We start from the raw sequence: 21,836 nt of genomic DNA, 5'->3' as shown, positions 1-21,836 counted from the left end.
CGCAAGATTCTAATAGTGAACGACCATTTCCCTCCTGATCATTGGGGGGGTTCTAATAGCGTCGCTTTCCTTCAGGCCAAGGGATTGCGTGCTCGAGGAGTAGATGCGCGTGTCTTCGCAACTACGCAGGAGAGGGGAAAAGAAACTGGTTGGAGAGAGTACCAGGGAATACCAGTGCGTATTTTCTATACAGACTATCATCCGCGCTGGTGGGCATGGCTTAGTTTGTACAATCCGGAGGTTCTTGGTGAATTCGAGAGGGAACTACGTCTTCTTGCACCGGATGTCGTTCATTTTCACAATGTCCATCATTTCTTCTCCTACCACACTATCGCTATCGCCAGACGTGCGGGAGCAAAGACCTTCCTGACTGTGCACGATGTGATGAGTTTTGCGTATCAGAAGCTTCATAATTTCATCGACTACTCCTCGAAGGATATTCCCAAGTCCTTCAATTACTATGTTCCGTGGCTGGTGAATGCGCGAGACGCGCGGAAGCGGTATAACCCCTTGCGGAATCTGATTATCCGCTTCTATCTTTCAAGGCTCGATAGGGTATTCGCCGTGAGTGCTGCGCTCAAGCAAGCGCTTGCTCATAATGGTATCGCGCAAAGAGTCGAGGTCGTATCGAATGGCGTTGATGTGGCGGCTTTTGACCAACCTTTCGATACCTTGGCGCTACGAAAAGAACTCGGTGTGGACGATTCTCCTATCGTACTCTTTGTCGGCAGGTTCACACCCGATAAGGGGCGCGATGTCCTGCTGCGCGCTTTTGAGCTTGTGCACAAGAGACTTCCGGAAGCTAAGCTGCTCGTCGTCGGCTTCAATGCTGACAGGCTCCACGAACCTGTCATGTGGGGGATCATCGAAGGTCTCGGTATAGAAAGAAATCTGGTTTTCGTGCCTGCAGTCGAGTATATCCATATGCATAAGTACTACCGTATTGCTGACGTGGTAGCGGTACCCTCGGTGATTTTCGATTCCTTCCCCACAGCCAACCTCGAAGCCATGGCGGCAGGGAGGCCGGTTGTTGCAACCTGTTTTGGTGGCTCGCGTGAAGCAGTACGGGACGGAGAAACTGGTTACATCGTAAACCCCTTAGACATAGAAACTCTCGCCTCGCGGATCATCGGCCTCTTGTCTGATTCTGAAAAAGCAAAGGCTATGGGTCGCGCGGGACGTGAACGCCTTGAAAAGGAATTTTCAATTACTCATCAGCTCGCAGCGTACGAAGCTCGTTATTAGGTCAGAATAGATTCATTATATGAGCTTCATTAAGCGTATCGTCAGAGCTGTGCTGCACTTCTTTCGTGATCTTGCTGATTTTGTCTTGAGGCGCAATCTGAATGGTGTAAGAGTGGAAATAACATGTCCTTACGAATTTGCGGGGACGCCTGGGTATTCCCAGTATGCTTTCTTTGGTCAGAATCTCGAGGAAGGGGCGATAGTGTATTCGCTGGGTATAGGAGAGGATGCTTCTTTTGATAAAGAAATAATCGAACGCTATGGGGTCGAGTTGCACGCGTTTGATTTTACTCCACGGGCTATTAAATATATGGAAGCGAACCGGCTGCCGAGACTGACTTTCCACCCTTATGGTGTCGCGGCCAAAGACGGATCCCTTACGTTTTATGCACCTTATCAAGCAAAGAACGTTTCTTGGAGTAACATTCCCCGCAATACCAAATCCGAGAGCTTTCCAGTCAAACGTCTCCTCACCATCATGCAGGAATTAGACCACTCCCGCATAGACATCCTGAAAATGGATATCGAGGGCGCGGAGTACGAGGTGTTAGAGGATATGTTAGCTTCCGGTATCAGGCCGGCACAGTTGCTTGTCGAATTCCAGCACAGATTTGAAGGAATTGGGGTGGGTAAAACGAAGAAGATGCTTAAGATCCTTCATGGGGAAGGGTATCGGATATTTTATATGACAGAGGATAAGACTGAGTTTAGTTTTCTATTTACCAGATAATACTTGGTTCTGTAAGGAGAGAAGAATTTAATCTTTGGCCAGAGCGATATAGTTGGTGTACATGAAATCCTCCAGGTTGCTCTGGTAGGGAGTTTCCTCGAGCTTTCCCTTGAAGAGCTTGTGTATGCGGTAACCATCGAGAAGCCGGTACATATCAAAAAGATAAGAGCTAGAATCGACGTACGTCAGCCCATATTCGAATTGGATAGCTGAGACGAAGGACGGATTCAGATATTCTCCAAGGCTTTTTAGGACGGAAAGTTCGTGACCTTCCACGTCTACCTTGAGGAGATCTATATGGGTGATGCCGTTCTCGCGAATGTAGTCATCGAGCCGTATAGCCGGTATGGAGACGATCTCAGGTTTCCCTTGTTTGTCGTGAGTAAGTCTACGTTCGTATACGGAAGACTGGTCCGTACTCGGCCACTTATGGACCTGTAGGGTACCGGCTCTCTCGGACACTGCAGCTTTCACTGACTTGATCTTTATCGTCGCCGTATCGTGTGTAAGGGGTACAGTGAATTCGGCGATCGGCTCAAAAGCATGCAGATCGATAGGTCCCTCGGCTTCTTTGCATAGGAAGGTGCTCCAATCGCCCACGTTGGCTCCTACATCAAACACTGTCAGGGGGTTCTTGCCATTGGCTTGAAGGAAGGCTTTGAGAAAGGTTCCTTCTCCTGTACGAGTTATGTCTCCTTGTATCTCGTTTTCGAGAAGCTTGCGCCATTTTAAGCACAGGTGAGAAAGCTTGTTCCGTATGCGGCTACGCGGTTTTATTTTTATGAAATTTCCTAGAGCGTGTTTGTCCATAATATGAATTAGCGTGTGGGCGGCTGGTGAATCTTCCCTCTTTTTTACGCTTTTCGCAAGCGCTTGAGCCAGGCGTGCAGAGCAGGGAGATGTCGCTTTAGGAAAAAGATGACCTTCTCGCTCGCTCGGCGTTTGATGCGGTATCCGGCTTTGAGGCTGAACGCGTCGGCTACTTGATTGATCTCCATATCGGCAGGGTGCACCAAAGGGAAGGTTACGGGCACTGTGGGAGCATTAGTGAATTGACTCTCTACCTTGGCTGCCTTCTGATGAGTCGCATCCGGGCTTACGCCCAGGTTGGACACGAGGTTAGTGACTGGAACGATGGCGAGCCCGTCATGAAGCCACTGCGTGAATAGCCATTGGGCTCCCCACACATCCGATATCTTCCTGTTGTCTCCAGCGTCATAAACAAAATCAAAGCGATACTCGAAATAGTCGACTGCCGCAGGATCTTGAATACGGTTTTGCAGCATCCCTTCTTTTTTAGCTTTCGGCCACGCGCTCATGTTCACGTCGTAGAGTTTCCAAGCCCGTCTCCAGGTAGCCCATCCCCAGATCTCTCCGAAGTGAGAAAAGTAGTAACTTTTGCCATCAGTAGTGAAATCCTTATTTCTTTGCTGAAAATTCATCCCCGCTATGTGCATGATCCGTGGATCATCTTTGTATTTTTCGAGGAGTTCTTCACAGAATGGGAAAAATGATGCATCGGGGATGCAATCGTCTTCAAGGATAATTGCGGTTTCGACGGCTTCAAAAACCCAGTCCAGGCCAGAGACGATTCTTTTCTTTAATCCGATATTGATATCTGAGTAATTTTTATATACTTCACATGACCAGTCCACAGCACCGTCGAGGTATTCTCGTACAGCAAAACATTTCTCTTTTTCATCATCGTTTCTCCACCCATCAGCGATGATGAAGAGTTTACGAGGGCGCGCAGCGCGCACGGTCTCGAACATCTCCTTGGTGGCGTCCAGGCGTTTGAAGACGATGATGGCGATCGGGGTGTTGAGCTGCTCATTCATAGGGTTATTTCTTGTTTACCAGTGCTTGCTCGTATCCTGCGATAAGCAGACGGGCGATATTATCCCAGTCAAAGAAGCGCGAAGCGGCGAGAGAGTTCGCTTTTTTTTCTTCCAGTATAGCCCTCTCTTCGATGAGATTCACCATGGCCTGTGCGAGTTCCGCCTCATTTCCTGGTTCGACCAATAGGCCCGCTTCGTGCTCCTCGACGGCTTCTCCGCTCCCACTTTCCTTGGTGGCGATAATAGGGAGACCTGAGGCCATGGCTTCGCCCATGACTGTAGGAGTCGAACCGGAGAGGGGTACTAAGCAGAACACATCGGCAGAGGTGTAGGCTCTTGGCAGGTCATCGTTTGAAATGTTGTCAAAGAAGTGCACCTGCGGGTAGGGTGCCGCAGTCTGCTTAAGCTCAGCGATGAATTCTGGGTGTCCTCTGCCTACGAGGAAGAGTTCGCTTTCTGGATAGCGCGGAAGGATAGAGACGAAGGCGTTCAGAAGATGCTCTGTACCCTTCCTTCGGGACACGCTTCCCACGTGGAGGAAGCGCAGACCCTGCTGAGTGCGCTCGAAGAGAGGGGGGTTCTGCGGCGAGAACATTTGCGTATCAACTCCGTTTGGTACGTAGGCAAGAATGCTCTCTGGTCGTAAGGATTCAAGTGTGGGTTGCAGGCTGCGCGCACGATAGAAGAATATGTCGGTGCCCTCGGGGAACTTGTTGTCTACGCCGATCATGCGAAAGAAGCGCAGGGCGAGGCGTGAGGAGAGATCGAAGGAACGTTTCGCGAACCCCGCTTCTTGGTTTTTCTGTGAATTGTCTAGCTTCAATTCTTTGCCGAATTTTGAGTTCTCATAATCCCATGCCGGATCGGCGCTCATCACGAATGTCTTACCGAACTTGAAGCGTGCAAAAGGATTGGGGCCGTTGGTCGGAAGATGGTGGATGATATCGATACCTTTGAGAAAGATGAGGGGGATGGACCAGAAGAATATCTTGAGGAGCTCTCCTGCGTTGAAGTTTAGAAAATCTTTCTTAGCGAAAGGTACCTGGTAGAGGTGTACGTTCGGGTGGGGGACTGTGTCAAGCTTCTTCATGGAAGTTATTACGTACACTTCGACACCAGCACGTGCGAGCGCGTTGGTGGTCTCCCAGACCACGCGGCCTTCGCCTCCGTAGCGCGGATCATAATCCGTGTAGATGTAGGTGAGGATGAGGACGCGGAGGGGTCTAGACATATAAGGATGCTATCACTTTACTGCGGAGCTTCCAGTTTGGAGGCTTTCCCCTGGCTCGGGCTTATCGGTGAGGTAGAAGTAGGCCGCCAGGAATGCTCCCATAAAGCGGGTGGCGATACGCGATAGCATGAGGCCGAGGAGGCCTGCTGTAGCGATGCCGATAAGCACGGCGAGCACTTGGAAGACACTCATGAACGCGTTGATGAAATACTGGGCGCGTACCCTGCGTTTGGCGCTTAGGTAGAGACCCATAGGGGCGGCAGTAATAGCCAGGAAAGATGTAGCATATATCTGCGAGAGTAAGACAGCTTCCGTATATTGCGGATAGATGAGCCGAAAGACGTAAGGGGCGATGAGTATATAGCCTATCGCCATGGCGAGTCCGAGGAGGAAAAAGCGCAGGGTTTTTTGACCCATCCCTTGGCGCAGTTCTTCCGCAGGACGCTCCGCGAATTTCGGGAACATGAGAGATGAGAGTGATTTAGTGAGAAGCTTGGATTGAGAAGGTAAGGCGAGCGCAAATGAATAGATAGCGAGAGGGGCGGCTCCAAGGAGCTGGAAGGCCAGTATCTTGTCCAGATTGTCTGCCACATTCGAAATGACGTTCATGAGGGAGAGGTGCTTGCCGTAGGTCATGGCAGAATGGTCTTCTTCCTGAGTCGGAGCGAAACGACTGTTCACATACCAGTAGAGGCCGACTGCAGAGACGAGGTTGGCCCCGAAGTAGGCGAGGATGACGTGAAGCGCGCTCGAAGAGACAGACATTACTCCGAGGAGTACCCCTGCTGGCAGTATATTGTTCACTGCGTAGTAGCCTGCGCTTATCTGGAAAGCCTTCTTGCCGTTGAGGAAAGCCGCAGCGAGCGCGGCGCTCGTGGTGAGCGGCTGGACTAGCGCGATGAGGAAGAGGGAGATGCTGAGGGTGCTGTTGCCGTTAAGAAAATAATACAACCCGGCGAAGGTGGCTGCTAGGCTCGCGGGGATGCTCCACTTGAGATTCTTCCAGAAGGCTTGCCGTAGAACGCCTTCTTTGCCACGAGCCACAGCCTCAATGACCGCAGTCTCGAGACCTGTGAGCGTAAAGGCGTTTATTGTTGAAGCGACCGAGAGGACATATTTATAGACTCCATAGGCTGTTTGAGGAAGAAGATTGGCAAAGGCGAGGGAGAGTATGAAGGAGGTTGCACCAGAAACGAAGGAACCGATGGAGAGCCAAAACCCTCCCTTGGTGAGATAGAGCATATCGGTCTTCGTGTACCTCTCGCTCCATCGGAGGATAGATACGAGTCTACTCTTCATTTTTTGCATCGTTTTATTTTACCACGAAAAACTAGAATATCCTATAGATAGAGCCGTGCAATCGGCATTCCTTTTTAGATGTTTTGGCGCTAGTATGAGCGCAATGCTTTCGGTCATCATCCCGTGTTTCAATGCCGCCGCGACTATCGAATCCCAGATCGGCAAACTCGTCACCTTTCTAGAGAAGCACTTTCCTGCCTTCGAAGTCATCGTGGTGGATGATGGCAGCACGGACGCCACTCCAGAAAGGCTCGCTATCCTTGAAAAAGGAGATCCGCGGGTCTACGCAGTGATTCTCTCTAAGAACCAAGGAAAGGGTGCAGCGGTTGCAGCAGGAGTCATAAAGAGCCGAGGGGACTTCGTTATCTTTACCGATGCAGATCTCCCGTACGACCTCGAAGCTATTCCGCGCTTCGTCGACTATATCCGTGGAGGCTACGACGTAATCCTCGGAAGCCGCTATCTGAAGAAAGAACAGCTGATGCCGGGCGTCGAGAATCAGACCGTGGAGAGGACGCTGCTCTCTCGGGTGTTTGTATTCTTGGCCAACATCGCTTTGAAGAATCCGGTCTCCGACACCCAGTGCGGTATCAAGGGATTCTCCCGCCGGGCGGCGCAGGCTATTTTCTCTCGCATCACCATTTTCCGCTTCGCCTTCGATGTAGAAGCGATCTCGATCGCCCAGGCGCTTGGACTTCGCATCAAGGAAGCCTCAGTCAACCTCGTGCATCAGGACCGCTCTACGGTCCGCCTTGCACGTGATGGTTTTGATATGTGCTTTGATCTCCTGAAAATATTCCTCCGTTACCGACTCTCTCTTTTTAAATGAAACCGAAGAATCTGAAGATTTCCATTGAGCAGCTAACTCACTTTCGCTGCGGGAGCTGTGACAAATGGTGGAGCATCGGAGACGCCCCTACTACGAAGAAGGAGTGGCATTGCCCTTGGTGTGGCTTGAAGCAGCTCGTAGTTAAAACGAAAGTCGGCCGCTAGCGACTTTGAACGCATCGCGGACCACAAAGAGGCAAAGGCCGACCGTGGCAAGGCTCGCAATCTGCACCAGGAGGGAAGTATGAAGGAAGGCCTGCGCGTGGAAGGTGAAGAGTGCAGGGAAGTCGTAGAGCGTCGGCATGTTCATGAATATGTGACGTACCGAGACGGAGAAGAGAATGGTGAATACGGCAGTGAATAGCCCCAACGTGCGGAGACCCAGAGGCGAGAGAGCGAAGCGCAGCGCAAAGAGCGCGTAGACGCGGAGCATGATGCGATTCTTGAGTGTAGACATATGTATATTTAGGCAAACATAGTGGATCCGTTCATCTTATCGTTAAGCTTTCTGAAAAGCGCCTTGGCCCGATGCACTCTGGCCTTGGTAGCTCCGACAGAGATACCTTCCTCTGCAGCGATCTCTTCCTGGGACTTCTCCTCTAAGAAGAAACGGCGCAGGACAGAGGAGAACTGGAGCGGCATACGCGAAAGCACGGACTCGATGTGGTCCCGGTGCTCTTCCGCAGTACGGAAGATCTCGGATCCAGGATCCGCGAGTACTGCTTCGAGTTCTTCCGAGAGGGCTACTGAGCCTGCACGCTTTCGTTTCTGATACAGGCTGAGACAGGTATTGATGAGTACGGTGTAAGCCCAGGAGCGGAAGGAGCCCTCGCCCTGAGGCGTGAACTGTGCCGCCCGGCTATAGAGCTTTACGAAGGTATCCTGCACAGCATCCTGCGCATCCTCCTTGTTGTAGAGGACGCGCTCAGCCCGCCTGAGGAAGGCCTTCTCGTAGCGCTCTACGAGCGTGGCGAAGAGCCACGGGCGGGTACGAGAGAGGAGGAAGAGTTCCTCGTCTCCCTGAGCGTCCTTTGGTATCTCTGTGTCTTGAAGAAGCATATCAATAGCTCCGAGGGTCCTCGGAGCCGGCTGTTAATCTTTTGGTCGACCTGCACCATTAGAACCGGCTTTCGAGGGAGAAAGTTACGCTTTTTTGAAAAGAAGTAGGGGCAGCGTATACTGACCTGACTTCAGCTCCATTAACGCACGTTTTATGCAAATATCAATGTACTCTGCGACCGTTCCGCTCTTCGTCAAATTCCTCAGCAATCTCTCTGGGATTCTGGATAAGAGCGTGATACATGTGACCGAGAAGAAGATTGATCCTCAGTTCCTCCTCAACGACCGCCTGGCGCCGGACATGTTCCCGTTTATGCGCCAGGTACAGATCGCCTGTCGTACGGCGATAGAGGCTTCTGCCGGACTCGCGGGAGTACCTAAACTTACTTTCGAGAATACGGAGACTTCCGTCGAAGAGCTCAAGGTGCGCATAGATAAGACCATTACTTTCCTCAAGGCGCTTACTCCGGAGCAGTTTGTGGGGAGTGAGGAGCGTCCGGTCGACGTGTACTTCATGCCTGGCAAGCATCTCCCCGGTATCGAATATGCCTTGGAGATGGCGCTGCCAAATTTCTATTTCCACCTGACCGCCGCCTACGCCATCTTGCGTCATAACGGCGTGCAGCTCGGCAAGGCTGATTATATCGGTACCCTCGCTCTCAGAGATACTCCGGCCAATTAGATATGCATGCTCTCGAAGTAACTAATCTCAAAAAAACCTATGCCACCGGCGTGGAAGCACTCAAGGGTGTTTCCCTTACTGTAGAGAAGGGGGATTTCTTTGCTCTCCTCGGTCCCAATGGCGCAGGCAAGACGACAATCATTGGTATCGTCTCAGGTCTGGTGAACCGCTCTGGTGGAGAGGTGATGGTGGACGGCATCAATGCTGCCATCGAGCCTGAGCGCACTCGTACGCGTATCGGTCTTGTGCCGCAGGAGTTCAACTTCAGCATCTTCGAGAAGACGGAGGATATCGTCTTGGCGCAGGCAGGGTATTACGGTATCCCTCGTGCTCTTGCTCGTGAGCGCGCAGAGAAGTATCTCACCAAGCTCGGTCTCTGGGAGAAGCGTGCGGAGGCGTCGCGTACTCTCTCGGGCGGCATGAAGCGGCGGCTTATGATCGCGCGTGCTCTGGTGCATGAACCGCAGCTTCTCATTCTGGACGAGCCTACGGCGGGAGTGGATATCGAACTGCGCCGCGGCATGTGGGACTTCCTGCGGGAGGTGAATGCGAACGGCACCACCATCATCCTCACCACGCACTATCTGGAAGAAGCCGAACAGCTCGCCAAGAATCTCGCCATCATTAACAAAGGTGAAGTGATCGCTCAAGGATCTATCCGCGAACTCCTCGCGAAGCGCACAGGGGAGTCCTTTGTTCTCGATACCGCTTCCCCTTATCCAACCAACCTCGTGCAGAAGCTCGCTCTCTTCCAGGGTAAAGCGGTGGATGCCGACAGTCTGGAAGTGGAACTCTCCGGAGGTCAGACGTTGAACGACGTGCTACGGGTCTTCGACGAAGCAGGTGTCGCTGTGCGCAGTATGCGCAACAAGACGAATCGCTTGGAAGAGCTCTTCCTTTCTTTAACTACAGAAAAAAATGCCTAAGGCTGCCCTCTTCATCGCTATCAGCACTCTCCTCCGCAAGGAGATGTCCCGGATATTCCGTATCTGGTCGCAGACGCTCCTCCCTCCTGCGATCACTATGTCGCTCTACTACCTCATCTTTGGCGCCTTCATTGGCTCGCGCGTAGGGGAGGTGGGCGGCGTCTCCTACATACAGTTCATCGTGCCGGGGCTCGTGATGACCTCCGCGATCATGAGTGCGTTTACCAATACTGCGAGCGTGCTTTTTAGCGCCAAGTTCATGAAGAGCATCGAGGAACTCCTGGTCTCGCCCATGCCTCCTTGGGCAATTGTCACTGGCTTTGTCGCCGCGGGCGCTCTGCGCGGACTCATCGTGGGCATCATCGGCCTTGCAATCTCGCTTTTCTTCACGGACATCACTGTCGCGCACTGGGGCGCCGTGTTCTTCTTCATCCTGCTCTCTTCGATTGCTTTCTCTCTCGCAGGGTTCTTCAACGGGCTCTTCGCTAAGAATTTCGACGGTATCTCCATCATCCCCACGTTCGTACTCACTCCGTTGACCTATCTCGGCGGCGTGTTCTATTCGATCGACGCATTGCCGCCCTTCTGGCAGGCTCTCTCCAAGCTCAATCCCATCCTCTACCTGGTGAATGGCTTCCGCTACGGCTTCACCGGGCACTCTGATGTGAGTCTCGTTATGAGCGCCACCATACTCATCCTCATGACCACAACGCTCGCGACGGTGGTGCTTATCCTCTTCCGTCGCGGATACGGGCTCCGCAATTGATATACTGATACCTCATGCTGATTGACCTTATTTCTTTCGTTGAGCACACGCTCATCCCGCTCGGAGCAGTAGGCGTCTTCTCGGCCGCCCTCCTCGAGCAGCTCCTGCCGCTCATCCCTTCCTCGCTCATCATGCTGCTCGCGGGGTTCCTGTTCCTCTCTCCGCTGCCGTTCTTTTCTCTGGATTTCTTCTCCACGCTCTTCCTGACCATCGTCATCCCCATCACCATCGGCGGCACCTTAGGCTCGATCCTCTTCTACTCCATCTGCTACCACCTCGGTAAGCCCGCGATCGAGCGCTTCGGCCGCTATATGGGCGTCTCCTGGAAGGAGATTGAGGAAGCGGAGAATAAGCTGCGGAACTCTCCGGTAGATGAGATCGCTTTCCTTGCTATGACCTCGATGCCGATACTGCCGACTTCGATTCCTACCGTGCTTGCCGGCACGCTGCGCTATCCGCTTAAGAAGTATCTCCTCATCTTGGGCGCAGGCATGGTGGTGCGTTCAGTCCTCTACGGCATCCTGGGAGCCCAGGCAGGCAGCCTCTACCACGATCACGTGGCCCTCGTCAGTACGCTGGAGCACTACCTCATCGGGATCCTCGCTGTGGCCGTGATTGGAGGGTTCCTCTGGTGGTCGTATCGCAAGTATCGGAAGCAATCGCAGAAGTAATCGGCTGGTGGTATAGTGGATTTCTAATACGCTAGCACTCAACTCTGATGGCCATCATTGCAAAAGTCATCCTCCTCTCCCTGGTGATCATGGGTGTGGCCCAGCTCGTACCGGGTATCACTGTGGTCAATTTCTATGGCGCCCTCCTCGCAGCGCTCATCCTGAGTCTGCTCAATCTCCTGGTGCGTCCGATCCTCCTCATCCTGACCATTCCCATCAATGTGCTCACCTTTGGGCTTTTCACCTTCGTGCTGAACGCGGTCGTGTTCGCACTCGCTGCCTGGCTCACTCCGGGGTTCGCGGTGGAGGGATTCTTCGCGGCTTTCATCGGAGCTCTCGTAGTGGCAGTTGCTCACTGGATCATCGATCTTTTTGTCTAGAAAATGAAGCGCATCATCACTCACAGCGGCCACTTCCAGCCGGACGAGATCTTCGCCGTGGCGACGCTCTCGATTCTTCTCAATGGAGAGTATGAGCTCATTCGTACCCGTGATCCGCAGGTCTTCCAGAGCGGAGACTTCGTGGTAGACGTGGGTGAGGAGTATGATCCTGCTCGCGGACGTTTCGATCACCATCAGAAGGGTGGTGCTGGATCTGGTCCTGAGGGTATGCCGCTCTCTTCCTTTGGTTTGGTCTGGAAGGAATATGGAGAGAAAGTAGCAGGATCCAAGGAAGCAGCGGAGAAGATAGAGAAGAGTCTGGTGCGATCTATCGATGCAGATGATGCGGGTATCAATCCGGATATGGGCGAGGTGCCTGTCTACCCGTTGGTGGAGGCGTTCTACAGCTTCGTGCCGAGCTGGCAGGAATCAGAAGAGATGTTCGACATGCAATTCAAGCATGCGGTCGATTTCGCAGAAGCTATCCTGCGCCGAGAGATCATCCGCGCATCCGGTTCGCTCTCTGCGGCCGCAGCGGTGGAGAAGGCCTACCAGGAGGCGGAGGACAAGCGCATCATCGTGCTCGACGAGGCGTATCCGGTGAGCGAAGTGCTCGCCAAGTATTCAGAGCCTCTCTATGTGGTGAAGCCTGCGCGTCAGCTCAATCAATGGAAGGTGAAGACGATGACGGTTACTGATGACAGTTTCGAGAGTCGCAAGCTTTTTCCGGAATCCTGGGCGGCCAAGCGGGAGGAAGCACTTCAGGAGGTGTCAGGTGTTGCGGATGCAGTGTTCTGCCACAAGGATCGCTGGGTTGCTGCGGCCCGGAGTAAGGAAGGCGCCATCGCACTCGCCAAACTGGCGGCTGAGGCTTAATATCAATATCTAATGGCTTTCGTAGACGAAATCAGCATACATGCAACGGCCGGCCGCGGCGGAGACGGCGTAGTCCGCTGGCGCCAGGAGAAGGGCAAGCCCCTCTCGGGAGCTGCGGGTGGCAACGGCGGAAAGGGAGCGAACGTCTACGTGCGCGGCTCGCGCGACCTGGGCATCCTCGCCCGTTACCGTCATATCAAGGAGTTCCAGGCAGAGAATGGGGGACACGGCGAGAGCGAGAGCCGCCACGGCAAGAACGGAGAGGATCTCATCATCGATATCCCGCTCGGCTCTGTAGTGACGCACCTCGGCATCGGCCGCAGCATCGAGCTTTTGAATGAAGACGAGAAGGTATTGATTCTCTCCGGTGGTCGTGGAGGCCTCGGCAACGAACATTTCAAAGGGTCGCGTAATACGACACCTAAGGAGAGTACGCCGGGAGAGAAGGGCGAAGAGGGGGATTTTCGTATCGAACTCCGCCTCATCGCGGACGCTGGCCTCATCGGTCTTCCGAACGCGGGGAAGTCGAGCTTACTGAACGCGCTTACTCGCGCGCGCGCCAAGGTGGGCAGCTATCAATTCACTACGCTTGAGCCGAACCTTGGCGAACTCTACGGGTATATCCTCGCGGACATTCCGGGGCTCATCGAAGGCGCGGCCGAGGGTAAGGGGTTGGGCCACCAGTTCCTCCGCCATGTCACTCGCACTAAGCTGCTCCTCCACTGTATCTCTGCGGAGGAAGACATCCCTTTCGTATATCAGACCGTACGCACTGAGCTCAATCGCTACTCTTCCGCACTCACGCACCAGGAAGAATGCATCGTCATCACCAAGACTGATACTTTGGACGCAACCGCGCTCAAGCTGAAAGTGAAGGAAGCCAAGACGTTTACGAAGGAGGTCTACACCGTTACCGTCCTGGACGATGCCTCGGTGAAGGCGCTCTCTGATGCTCTCATCAAGAAGCTCCGTGGTTTCAAGGAAAAGGCTGAAGAGAAGCCGAAGAAGGAAAAAGTTGCCAAGAAGTCTGCTAAGAAAGCGGTGAAGAAAGTTGCGCCAAAAAAGTAATATGACCTACCTTCTTACTGTCGGCTTGGAAGTGCATGCGGAGCTCCACACCAAGAGCAAGATGTTCTGCGGTTCCAAGAATGATCCGGACGAGACGCGTCCGAATGTGAACATCTGTCCGGTGTGTATGGCGCACCCAGGGACCTTGCCGGTGATAAACCGTCAGGCGGTAGAGCATGTGCTGCGCATGGGCGTGGCGGTAGGCGGCACGCTCGCGGATTTCACTGAGTTCGACCGCAAGAACTATTTCTACCCTGACATCCCCAAGGGATATCAGATTAGCCAGTATAAATATCCGCTGGTTAAGGGTGGCAAATTAGCTGGTGTAGATATCACCCGTATCCATCTTGAAGAGGATACTGCGCGCACTATACATAAAGATGACAGAAGCCTGGTGGACTACAACCGCGCGGGCGTGCCCTTGATGGAACTCGTCACTGAGCCGGTCATGCATGATGTGGCCACAGTGGTAGCTTTTGCTAAGGAGTTGCAGCTTCTCCTCCGTGCGCTCGGAGCAGGGGAGGCCAATATGGATAAGGGAGAGATGCGCGTAGAGGCCAACATGTCGGTGGGGAAGGATGGGGAACTGGGAACCAAGGTGGAAGTGAAGAACCTCAACTCCTTCCGCTCGGTGGAACGCGCCATTCTCTATGAGATAGACCGACAAACGGCTCTTATTGAAGCTGGAGGTAAGGTAGTGCAGGAGACCCGTGGCTGGGACGAAGCGGGTCAGAAGACCTTCTCGCAGCGCCTCAAGGAAAGCTCTCACGATTACCGCTATTTCCCAGATCCGGATCTTCCCAAGCTTTGGCTCAATGAGGTGCCGGAGTGGCGCGCAGAGAATATCAAGAAAGATTTGCCGGAGCTTCCCTGGGAGCGGCGCGCCCGCTATCTCGCGCTCGGCATGAAGAAGGAGGATGCTGAAATGCTCCTCTCAGACTCAATACTCGGAGGTCTGTTTGAAGACGTTTCAAAGACTCTTGATGCGAAACAGCTCCTGCTCGCGGTGAACTACATCACCTCTGACCTCGCTGGTCTCGGCGCATCTTCTGGCTTGGGTAAGCTCACTTCTGCTTCTTTCGCAGGACTCATTTCTATGATTTCCTCTGGCGCGCTTTCTTCCCGTGGTGGCAAGGACCTACTCACTCTTCTCTATTCTGAAGGCGGTGAGCCGGAAGCACTCGCTAAGGAGAAGGGTCTCTTGCAGCAGAGTGATGAAGGGGCGCTCAAGAAAATCGCGGAGGAGATAATTGCGGCGAATGCTTCCGTTGCGGCCGACTATAAAGCAGGTAAGGAATCTGCACTTATGTTCCTGGTGGGCCAGGGTATGAAGGCGTCCAAGGGGTCTGCTAATCCGCAGACTTTGAGGGAGATTTTCAAGACTCTTCTTAGTTAACTGTGCATTACCGCGTAGCGGAGCGAGGTGATAGAGCGCTATACTTCAGCCATTACTCGTAACGCATCCGCTCAGGTCTTTCAGTATGGAAATCTTTCTTGCACAGCTCTTCGGCCTTTATTTCATAATCGTTGGAGCGATCGTCGCTCTTCGCCGCAAATCCTTCATGCCGGCGATTGCGGATCTCACTAGTAATCGTCCGATGCTCCTGGTAGTGGCCTTCGTAGAGCTCGCGGCTGGTCTTGCGGTGGTGCTGGCCTTCCCGGCGATCACTGCTGATGTTCCCGGTGTCATCTCTCTTATCGGCTGGATGATGTTGGTGGAGGGTGTGATCTATCTCGCTCTTCCTTCGCGGATGGTGCAGAAGTTCGTTCGCCGCTTCAATACTCCTATCTGGTATGTCTACGGCGGCGCTTTCTCGGTGGTTCTCGGTATCTGGCTCGCGGGAAGTGGCTTCGGCTACTTCTAGGCTCTGAGAGGATATTTAGGTCAAAACCCGCTCCAAGGCGGGTTTTGACGCTTTTGTTATACTCAAAATAGCTTATTCGCTAAGACCATAACTATATGCCCCTACCCATCCTCTATGGAATCGGAGTGTTCTTGTTCCTCCTCATCGTCATAAGCCTCAAGCAGATCAACCAGTACGAGCGCGGACTCAAGTTCACCATGGGTCGCTTCACCGGGATACTGGAGCCGGGCTGGCGCATCGTCGTCCCGATCTTCCAGGGCTACAGCAAAGTGGACATGCGCGTGAAGGCGGTAGACGTGCCCGATCAGAAAGCCATCACCCGCGACAACGTATCGGTGACGGTGAACGCAGTCATCTATTACCGAGTGGACTCTGCGGAGAAAGCCATACTCGAGGTGCAGGACTTCCAGTACGCCATTTCCCAGTATGCGCAGACCACCATGCGTAACATCGTAGGCGAGGTGACTCTTGATGAGCTCCTGGCGAACCGCGACAAGCTCGCTGAACGCATCCGCGAGATCGTGGACAAGGAGACGGATGCCTGGGGACTCAAGGTGAGCAATGTGGAACTCAAGGACGTGAGCCTGCCTGCGGACATGGAGCGCACCATCGCCAAGCAAGCCGAAGCAGAGCGTGAGAAGCGTGCGGTCATCATCAACTCGGAAGGCGAGCTTGCTGCAGCGGAGAAGCTCGCACAGGCTGCAGCTATCCTCGGAGCGGTAGATGGAGCGCTCCATCTGCGCACCCTCCAGTCCATCAACGACATTTCTTCCGACCAGTCCAATACGGTGGTCTTTACCGTGCCGCTTGAGATCCTCAAGTCCTTCACCGGCTTTCCTCAGATCCAGAAGGGGAATTAGGGGGAGAAGGGGGACACAAAAGAAAAACGCCGTCGGTAACCAGCCGGCGGCGCTTTCTTTTGTGTCAGATTGAACTGTTACTGAGCGTTAGTCCTGAAGGTCGAAGGCCAGGTGACACTCACGTTGCCGCTCTGATCCGAGACCACGAACATGAAGTAGTAAGTGGTGTTCGGAGAGAGGTTAGAGAGTGCTACTGACTGCGCCGTGCGGTTGATCGAATCGGTGGCTACTACGTTGCCGCTGACTATCGGTAAGCCGTTGGTTTCCGTATAAGTGAGTGGGCTCGTGCTGTAGTAGATCCTGCCGGTAGCTGCTTCGCTAGTGTTCCAGCTTGCCGTAGCGGTTGTGCTGGACATGAAGACATTTGCGGTCAGGAATAGCGGAGCGTCGATGTCTCCGGTGTTGATGGGGCCGGAACCGGAGCCGTAAATCTGGTTAAGCTTGGCGAGGGTCTGCGGGCCTACGCGGCCAACCTGCGAGATCCCGTAGCGGGCCTGAAAGTTCATGACGGCTGATTTGCTCAGGGAGCCAAAGTAGCCGGTGACGAGGCCCTGAGGATAGAGGGTCTGATCGGCGCCGAGGGTCTGCTGGAGCAGAGTCACCTGAGAGCCGCGGGAACCCACCTGCATCTGAGTGTTGAATGGGGCTGTCTGCGCTTCTGCGGACAGCGCGGAGAAACCGAAGGTGATGGCGGCAAGGAGGCCGAGGCCGATGATGGCAACGACGTTTCTTGAACGCGCTAGTGTTTGAGTCATATTCTAAGTTGATTATCTTAATAGCCGATAATGTTTGCGACCCGTAGATGATGACGGGTGGTTACGCACACTCTTACGGGAGTCTTTAATAAAGGTAAGAAAGGTCGAAAGAGGTCGTCACCTCTCGGAGAGGCTGCGAAGACACAGAAGGCCCATACCCTCTTCGCAGTCAGCTCTTAGAAGCCTTATCGGTTAACCCTCATCTCTATGAAGAAGAATCCTCTTTTCCTTGCAACTCTCCCTATTGCAGCTTTGCTTGCGCTTGTTCCGCTCGGAGTACAGGCGCTTGCGTTCGATATCTCCAGCAGCGTCGGTGCGAGCACTACTGTAGGTTCAGCTAGCCTCTCTGGCTCTGCTAATGGCAGCGCTCCTTCTGCTGATGCTGGTAGTGATGGCAACGTTAGTGTTACGGGCTCTGTTTCCGGATCGATCACTCCGATCGCTATCGACCGCGCAGATGTCGACGGTACGGCGAATGCTAGCGCGACCACTATCTCTGTCCCAGAAGCCGTCCGCACTCAGGCGGATCTAAATGCCTACGCGAGCTCTGCAGTGCGCGCTGATAAGAACATCGACGGAGTAGTTCTCTCCGATTCCGGAGTGATGGTGCGCTATATGCAGCCTGCTAAGCTTTTTGGATTTATTCCTGTCTCCGTGACTGTCACTACCGAAGTGGACAGCCAGGGTACGGTGTCCGTGAAGTACCCGTGGTACCGCTTCTTGGTCGCAGTGGGGGACAAGGAGGAACTTGAAACCGTCATTCAGTCTCGTGTGGACAGTGCTCTGGAGGCACACGCTTCTGAGAGTGGCCAGGCCGCAGCTTCTGCTGCTGGCAGTGGTTTAACCGGCCGCACTGTCGCTACCTCGACCGTGATGCTCGACGCCAAGATGAAGGCACAGCTTCTCTCTGAAGTGCGTAACGTCATGAAGAGGGCTGTTGAAGCGAGCGTCGATGCCGAGGCTGCGGCTTCTGCAGACGCTCGGTAATACGTAAAACACGTTGATATAAAAGCCCCGCCAGCATGCTGACGAGGCTTTTATGGGTAAGGAAAATGGTTCTGAGACGTCGTCACTAGTGGTGGAATTTGTCAGCACATTCCTAACTCAATTCCTCACAACTATGAAAATCTTCAATCAAAACTCCGGCAAGCCTCTTGTTGCCGCCGCTATCGCTTCTGTGCTCGTCTTCGCTCCGCTCGCGTACGCGCAGGACAATAACAAGGATGAGAACAAATCTAAGGAAAAAAGTTCCTTCCAGGTCCGCTTCTCGAATTTCGCTCACTCCATATTCTCGAGGGATAAGAACAAGACCGAGGAGAATAAGGATAAGGAGGTATCCAAAGAGAACGCTCTGGATATCCGCATCGCTCCGAACGGAGAGGTGATCGTGCGTGGGGCTCGCATCTCTGCGATTAGTGGTACTACACTTACTGCTGTCGCTACTCTCGGCAACACCTCTATGACCTGGACGGTACTCACTGATAGTACGACGCACTTCGTGACCAAGGGCGACAAGAATACTGCTCTCTCTGGTCTCAAGGTAGGCGACTCCGTGAGTTTCTCGGGTAAGCTCGCTACCGCCGCCTTCAGTGTGAACGCCAAGGTGGTGAAGGACTGGTCTGTGACCACGACTACGCCCGCTCTGGAGCGCCATGTGTTCGAGGGTAAGCTCACTGCTCTCTCGACCACTACTCTTCCGACTTCCTTGACCTTCTCGGCAGGTAGCAAGATCTATACCGCGCTCGTGCCTCAGGGCACCGAGATCCTGAACGCCCTCTGGGCCACCACTACGCTTAACCGATTCTCCGCAGGAGACACGATACGCGTCTTCGGAACTCTACAGAGTGGCAGTACGAGTGTCATCGATACGCTCATCATTCGTAACGCTTCTCTTAGGTAATTCTTCCTGATGGCTCTCTTGAGCCTCGCAACGTCTCCGCCTTGGGGCGGAGACGTTGCGTATTCCCCCGAAAAGGTACAATGTGGAAGGGCATGAGTAAGAAAGAAGAGACACCCACGTCTCAGCCACCGAGGGATACCGAGCAGGCCTTCAACGAGGCCTTTGTACAGTACTCGGACGAGCTACTCCGGCATGCGCAGCTGCGCATCTCAGACCGTGAACGAGCGCTCGAGTTGACCCAAGAATGCTTCCTCCGGACCTGGCAGTATGCGAGCCGCGGGGAAGAGATACGGGAGCTGAGACCCTTCCTCTACCGGACACTCCGACATCTCATCATCGACGAATACCGCAAGGCGAAATCCTACTCCCTAGAGGGAATGGTGAACGAGGAGGAAGGGGAGAGCGTAGAATCGCTCCTCCCTCCTGAGGAGACCAATACGCTCGAAGCCGCTATGGAGCGCTTCGACGCCCGCCGCGCACTTGAATTGCTTAAAAAATTACCTGATTCTTATAGAGAAGTCCTAAGCTTACGATATATAGAAGGTCTCTCACCTAAGGAAATAGCTGTGATACTAGAAGAAAGCGAGAATGTCGTCTCAGTCCGTATCTACCGCAGCCTGAAGAAGCTACGTATCCTGTTCGATGCTTCCTGATATACCGAAACCAGTATGAACGAATTTTTCACACAACTAGCTACAGAAGGAAAGAAGAATCAGCTCTCTGCTTCTGAAAAGAGTGCCATGCTCGCGCGTCTCCAGGCGGAGATGAAGGCGAAGCCCATACGTCCCCAGGCAGGCAACCCCGCCGTCCGCGTGGTGAGCCCCTACGCCTTCCTTCTCTCCCGTTCGATCCTAGTGCCGTTTCTGTTTATGCTTCTTGTCGTCGGCAGCGCTTCTGCCTACGCAGCGGAAGGCGCAGTGCCAGGCGATCTTCTCTATCCCGTAAAAGTAGGCCTAACCGAGCCGGTACGCGCTACGCTCGCCTTCACGGCGGAAGCCAAGGCTTCCTGGCACGCGGAAGCCGCCGGCCGCCGCATGCGCGAAGCCGAGACGCTCGCGCTTCGCGGGGAGCTCTCTGCTACCAAGTCCGCCGAGATCGCGGCTGATTTCGATCGCCACATCTCCATGGTAGAGACCTTCCTTGGTGCAGTGGAATCGAATAGTCCGCTCAAGGCGGCAGAGATTTCTGCTCGCTTTGCGAGTTCCTTGGCTTCTTACGGTAGCGATCTGCTCCGCGCGGGCTTTGAGAGCGTAGACATCGCTTCTCGCAGGCAGACCGATTCGCTCGCAGAACATGTGAAGATCCGGGAAGTCACCCTCGTCTCCCCAGAGCGCGCCAAGGCGGCTGCTCCTGCGCGCACCAAATTCAAACCTTCGAGCTCTCTCCCGACTTCTCCTACGGAAGCCACGACACCTGTCCAAGTGACGTTCTCTGCGAACGCAGCTCCTGCTACCCTCGTTAGCCTTAGGGATGTAGAAAAGGAGGTCTTGGCCTCCCTTGCTCGGATCGAGCTCCAGTACTCTGACCTCCGTCCTTGGCTCGGGACGGAGGCAAGCCGTGAAGTAGAGTTGCGCGCTGCTGATATCCGCGAGCTTCTCGCGGAAGCCGCGGTTGCGGATGAGAAGAAGAAGGCTGCTGCTCTGGAGCGCGTCCGCCTCGCTCAGAAGCACGCGGCTGCCCTCGAAGCGTTCCTTAAGGAGCATAAGAAGGATTCGTCCGCATCTTCTGATGTACAGACCGCTCCCGTGATCGTGGTCCCTGGTCTTCCTACGCCGAATTCCAACCTTTTCGGGATATAGGTACTCGAGTTTTTAACATTCGATCGGAGAGTGAGCGGTGGTATAATACAAGCACCGCTTTTTCTCTGTTCAATGAAAACCGTACGCATAGGCATCAACGGATTCGGTCGCATCGGGAGAGCTTTCTTCCGTGCGGCTCATTGGCATCCGGATTTGCAGATAGTCGCCATCAACGATCTTGCCGATCCGGCGCAGCTCGCATATCTCCTCTCTCGCGACTCTGTCTATGGCAAGAGTCCTTTTCCGGTAGCTTCCGAACCCGGCTTTCTCATCGTGAGCGGCCGGCGCATTCCCGTGACCACCGAGCGTGATCCCGCGCTCATTCCCTGGAAGAGCAATGAAGTGGACGTGGTGCTCGAATCCACGGGAGTATTTGAGAAATACGCAGAGGCGCGGAAGCATCTTGTTGGGGGAGCAAAGAGGGTAGTCATCACTGCACCTGCCAAGGATGAACCGCCAGCCGATCTTAAAGCGGGCACGGTGCTTGTGGGGGTGAATGAGGATAAGTTTGGTACTTGCGAGGTCACTTCGAACGGCTCTTGTACTACGAATGCGGGCAGTCCTCTTCTCGCTATCCTCCACCAGACTCTGGGAGTGGAGAAAGCACTTCTTAGTACCGTACACGCGTACACTGCCACTCAGAGCCTGGTGGATTCTCCGGCGAAAGGGGATTTTCGCCGCGGCCGCGCAGGAGCGCACAATATCGTGCCTTCTTCTACGGGGGCTGCGATTGCAGTCACTAAAGCAATCGAGGGACTCGCAGGAAAATTCGACGGTATCGCTATCCGCGTGCCAGTAATCTCGGGTTCTCTTGTCGATATCACGTTCGTCTCGAAACGCGACACGACTCCCGAAGAGGTGAACAGGATTCTTTCTGCTGCTGCCAAAGAAGCACGTTGGAGTAAGACATTCACCGTCACTACGGAACCTCTGGTCTCTTCTGATATCGTGGGGATGCCCTATGCCGCTATCGCTGACCTGGAATTCACGAGAGTGGTCGGCGGAAACTTAGTCAAGGTATTGGCTTGGTATGATAATGAGATGGGGTATGCTCATAC

25 protein-coding genes are annotated in these 21,836 nt (G+C 53.8%); 18 read left to right on the top strand and 7 right to left on the bottom strand.

The window, feature by feature from the left end:
- Positions 1 to 15 precede the first annotated feature (15 nt).
- Positions 16 to 1,245 carry a glycosyltransferase family 4 protein gene (locus K8Q93_00145; protein ID MCE9643652.1) on the top strand — a complete coding sequence of 410 codons (1,230 nt, stop codon included), beginning with the start codon at positions 16 to 18 and terminating at the stop codon, positions 1,243 to 1,245.
- 19 nt (positions 1,246 to 1,264) lie between these two features.
- Positions 1,265 to 1,975: an FkbM family methyltransferase gene (locus K8Q93_00140; protein MCE9643651.1), complete on the top strand. Its 711-nt coding sequence runs from the start codon at positions 1,265 to 1,267 to the stop codon at positions 1,973 to 1,975.
- A gap of 27 nt (positions 1,976 to 2,002) precedes the next feature.
- On the opposite strand, the gene K8Q93_00135 is transcribed toward K8Q93_00140, so the two are convergent.
- From K8Q93_00135 to K8Q93_00120, 4 genes are read right to left on the bottom strand one after another with little or no spacing between them, the layout of a single operon-like run.
- On the bottom strand, positions 2,003 to 2,785 hold the full coding sequence (locus K8Q93_00135) for an FkbM family methyltransferase (protein ID MCE9643650.1): 783 nt from the start codon (positions 2,783 to 2,785) through the stop codon (positions 2,003 to 2,005).
- A 44-nt stretch (positions 2,786 to 2,829) separates the two neighbouring features.
- Positions 2,830 to 3,813: a glycosyltransferase family 2 protein gene (locus K8Q93_00130; protein ID MCE9643649.1), complete on the bottom strand. Its 984-nt coding sequence runs from the start codon at positions 3,811 to 3,813 to the stop codon at positions 2,830 to 2,832.
- 4 nt (positions 3,814 to 3,817) lie between these two features.
- Positions 3,818 to 5,044: a glycosyltransferase family 4 protein gene (locus K8Q93_00125; GenBank protein MCE9643648.1), complete on the bottom strand. Its 1,227-nt coding sequence runs from the start codon at positions 5,042 to 5,044 to the stop codon at positions 3,818 to 3,820.
- A gap of 12 nt (positions 5,045 to 5,056) precedes the next feature.
- A complete protein-coding gene (locus tag K8Q93_00120; protein MCE9643647.1) occupies positions 5,057 to 6,286 on the bottom strand; it encodes an oligosaccharide flippase family protein in 1,230 nt (409 codons plus the stop codon).
- 151 nt (positions 6,287 to 6,437) lie between these two features.
- Here K8Q93_00120 and K8Q93_00115 point away from each other — a divergent pair, with 151 nt between their 5' ends.
- A complete protein-coding gene (locus tag K8Q93_00115) occupies positions 6,438 to 7,172 on the top strand; it encodes a glycosyltransferase (GenBank protein ID MCE9643646.1) in 735 nt (244 codons plus the stop codon).
- A gap of 141 nt (positions 7,173 to 7,313) precedes the next feature.
- Here K8Q93_00115 and K8Q93_00110 read toward each other — a convergent pair whose 3' ends face one another.
- Both K8Q93_00110 and K8Q93_00105 read right to left on the bottom strand, forming a co-directional pair.
- The gene (locus tag K8Q93_00110; protein MCE9643645.1) at positions 7,314 to 7,628 is read right to left on the bottom strand and encodes a hypothetical protein; all 315 of its coding nucleotides are present in this window, start codon (positions 7,626 to 7,628) and stop codon (positions 7,314 to 7,316) included.
- 8 nt (positions 7,629 to 7,636) lie between these two features.
- Entirely contained in the window at positions 7,637 to 8,230 is a 594-nt protein-coding gene (locus K8Q93_00105; protein MCE9643644.1) for a sigma-70 family RNA polymerase sigma factor, read from the bottom strand.
- Between the two features lie 154 nt (positions 8,231 to 8,384).
- Here K8Q93_00105 and K8Q93_00100 point away from each other — a divergent pair, with 154 nt between their 5' ends.
- The 10 genes from K8Q93_00100 to K8Q93_00055 all read left to right on the top strand — a co-directional run bounded on the left by K8Q93_00100 (position 8,385) and on the right by K8Q93_00055 (position 16,324).
- The gene (locus K8Q93_00100) at positions 8,385 to 8,912 is read left to right on the top strand and encodes a DUF1993 domain-containing protein (GenBank protein MCE9643643.1); all 528 of its coding nucleotides are present in this window, start codon (positions 8,385 to 8,387) and stop codon (positions 8,910 to 8,912) included.
- A 2-nt stretch (positions 8,913 to 8,914) separates the two neighbouring features.
- Complete coding sequence (locus K8Q93_00095) at positions 8,915 to 9,838, top strand: ABC transporter ATP-binding protein (protein ID MCE9643642.1); 924 nt, start codon at positions 8,915 to 8,917, stop codon at positions 9,836 to 9,838.
- Positions 9,831 to 10,604 (top strand): ABC transporter permease, encoded by a 774-nt coding sequence (locus K8Q93_00090; GenBank protein MCE9643641.1) that lies wholly within the window; start codon positions 9,831 to 9,833, stop codon positions 10,602 to 10,604. Before K8Q93_00095 ends, K8Q93_00090 begins: the two co-directional genes overlap by 8 nt.
- Before the next feature lie 14 nt (positions 10,605 to 10,618).
- A complete protein-coding gene (locus K8Q93_00085; protein MCE9643640.1) occupies positions 10,619 to 11,275 on the top strand; it encodes a VTT domain-containing protein in 657 nt (218 codons plus the stop codon).
- A gap of 47 nt (positions 11,276 to 11,322) precedes the next feature.
- Positions 11,323 to 11,655, top strand: coding sequence for a phage holin family protein (locus K8Q93_00080; protein MCE9643639.1), 333 nt, complete (start codon positions 11,323 to 11,325; stop codon positions 11,653 to 11,655).
- A gap of 3 nt (positions 11,656 to 11,658) precedes the next feature.
- The gene (locus tag K8Q93_00075; GenBank protein MCE9643638.1) at positions 11,659 to 12,531 is read left to right on the top strand and encodes an MYG1 family protein; all 873 of its coding nucleotides are present in this window, start codon (positions 11,659 to 11,661) and stop codon (positions 12,529 to 12,531) included.
- A 12-nt stretch (positions 12,532 to 12,543) separates the two neighbouring features.
- On the top strand, positions 12,544 to 13,599 hold the full coding sequence (obgE, locus tag K8Q93_00070) for a GTPase ObgE (protein ID MCE9643637.1): 1,056 nt from the start codon (positions 12,544 to 12,546) through the stop codon (positions 13,597 to 13,599).
- Position 13,600: 1 nt separating this feature from the next.
- Positions 13,601 to 14,995 (top strand): Asp-tRNA(Asn)/Glu-tRNA(Gln) amidotransferase subunit GatB, encoded by a 1,395-nt coding sequence (gene gatB / locus K8Q93_00065; protein MCE9643636.1) that lies wholly within the window; start codon positions 13,601 to 13,603, stop codon positions 14,993 to 14,995.
- Positions 14,996 to 15,080: 85 nt separating this feature from the next.
- Positions 15,081 to 15,464, top strand: a complete 384-nt coding sequence (locus tag K8Q93_00060; GenBank protein MCE9643635.1) for a hypothetical protein — start codon at positions 15,081 to 15,083, stop codon at positions 15,462 to 15,464.
- 95 nt (positions 15,465 to 15,559) lie between these two features.
- Positions 15,560 to 16,324, top strand: coding sequence for a slipin family protein (locus K8Q93_00055; protein MCE9643634.1), 765 nt, complete (start codon positions 15,560 to 15,562; stop codon positions 16,322 to 16,324).
- Between the two features lie 77 nt (positions 16,325 to 16,401).
- Here the strand turns inward: K8Q93_00055 and K8Q93_00050 are convergent, their stop codons facing one another.
- Positions 16,402 to 17,079, bottom strand: coding sequence for a peptidoglycan-binding protein (locus tag K8Q93_00050; protein MCE9643633.1), 678 nt, complete (start codon positions 17,077 to 17,079; stop codon positions 16,402 to 16,404).
- Between the two features lie 207 nt (positions 17,080 to 17,286).
- Between K8Q93_00050 and K8Q93_00045 the strand changes: the two genes are divergently transcribed.
- The 5 genes from K8Q93_00045 to K8Q93_00025 all read left to right on the top strand — a co-directional run.
- Entirely contained in the window at positions 17,287 to 18,066 is a 780-nt protein-coding gene (locus tag K8Q93_00045; GenBank protein ID MCE9643632.1) for a hypothetical protein, read from the top strand.
- A gap of 133 nt (positions 18,067 to 18,199) precedes the next feature.
- The gene (locus K8Q93_00040) at positions 18,200 to 18,979 is read left to right on the top strand and encodes a hypothetical protein (protein MCE9643631.1); all 780 of its coding nucleotides are present in this window, start codon (positions 18,200 to 18,202) and stop codon (positions 18,977 to 18,979) included.
- 92 nt (positions 18,980 to 19,071) lie between these two features.
- Positions 19,072 to 19,632 carry an RNA polymerase sigma factor gene (locus K8Q93_00035; GenBank protein MCE9643630.1) on the top strand — a complete coding sequence of 187 codons (561 nt, stop codon included), beginning with the start codon at positions 19,072 to 19,074 and terminating at the stop codon, positions 19,630 to 19,632.
- Between the two features lie 15 nt (positions 19,633 to 19,647).
- Positions 19,648 to 20,778: a DUF5667 domain-containing protein gene (locus K8Q93_00030; protein MCE9643629.1), complete on the top strand. Its 1,131-nt coding sequence runs from the start codon at positions 19,648 to 19,650 to the stop codon at positions 20,776 to 20,778.
- A gap of 72 nt (positions 20,779 to 20,850) precedes the next feature.
- Positions 20,851 to 21,836 (top strand): type I glyceraldehyde-3-phosphate dehydrogenase (locus K8Q93_00025; protein ID MCE9643628.1); only part of this gene is annotated, 986 nt, incomplete at its 3' end.

This window comes from Candidatus Parcubacteria bacterium, assembly GCA_021414235.1.
Classification (GTDB): Bacteria; Patescibacteriota; Minisyncoccia; order Phycocordibacterales; family JAKFXT01; genus JAIOOV01.
Note: the sequence above shows the minus strand (reverse complement) of the source record. Positions and strands in the feature narration are given on the sequence as shown.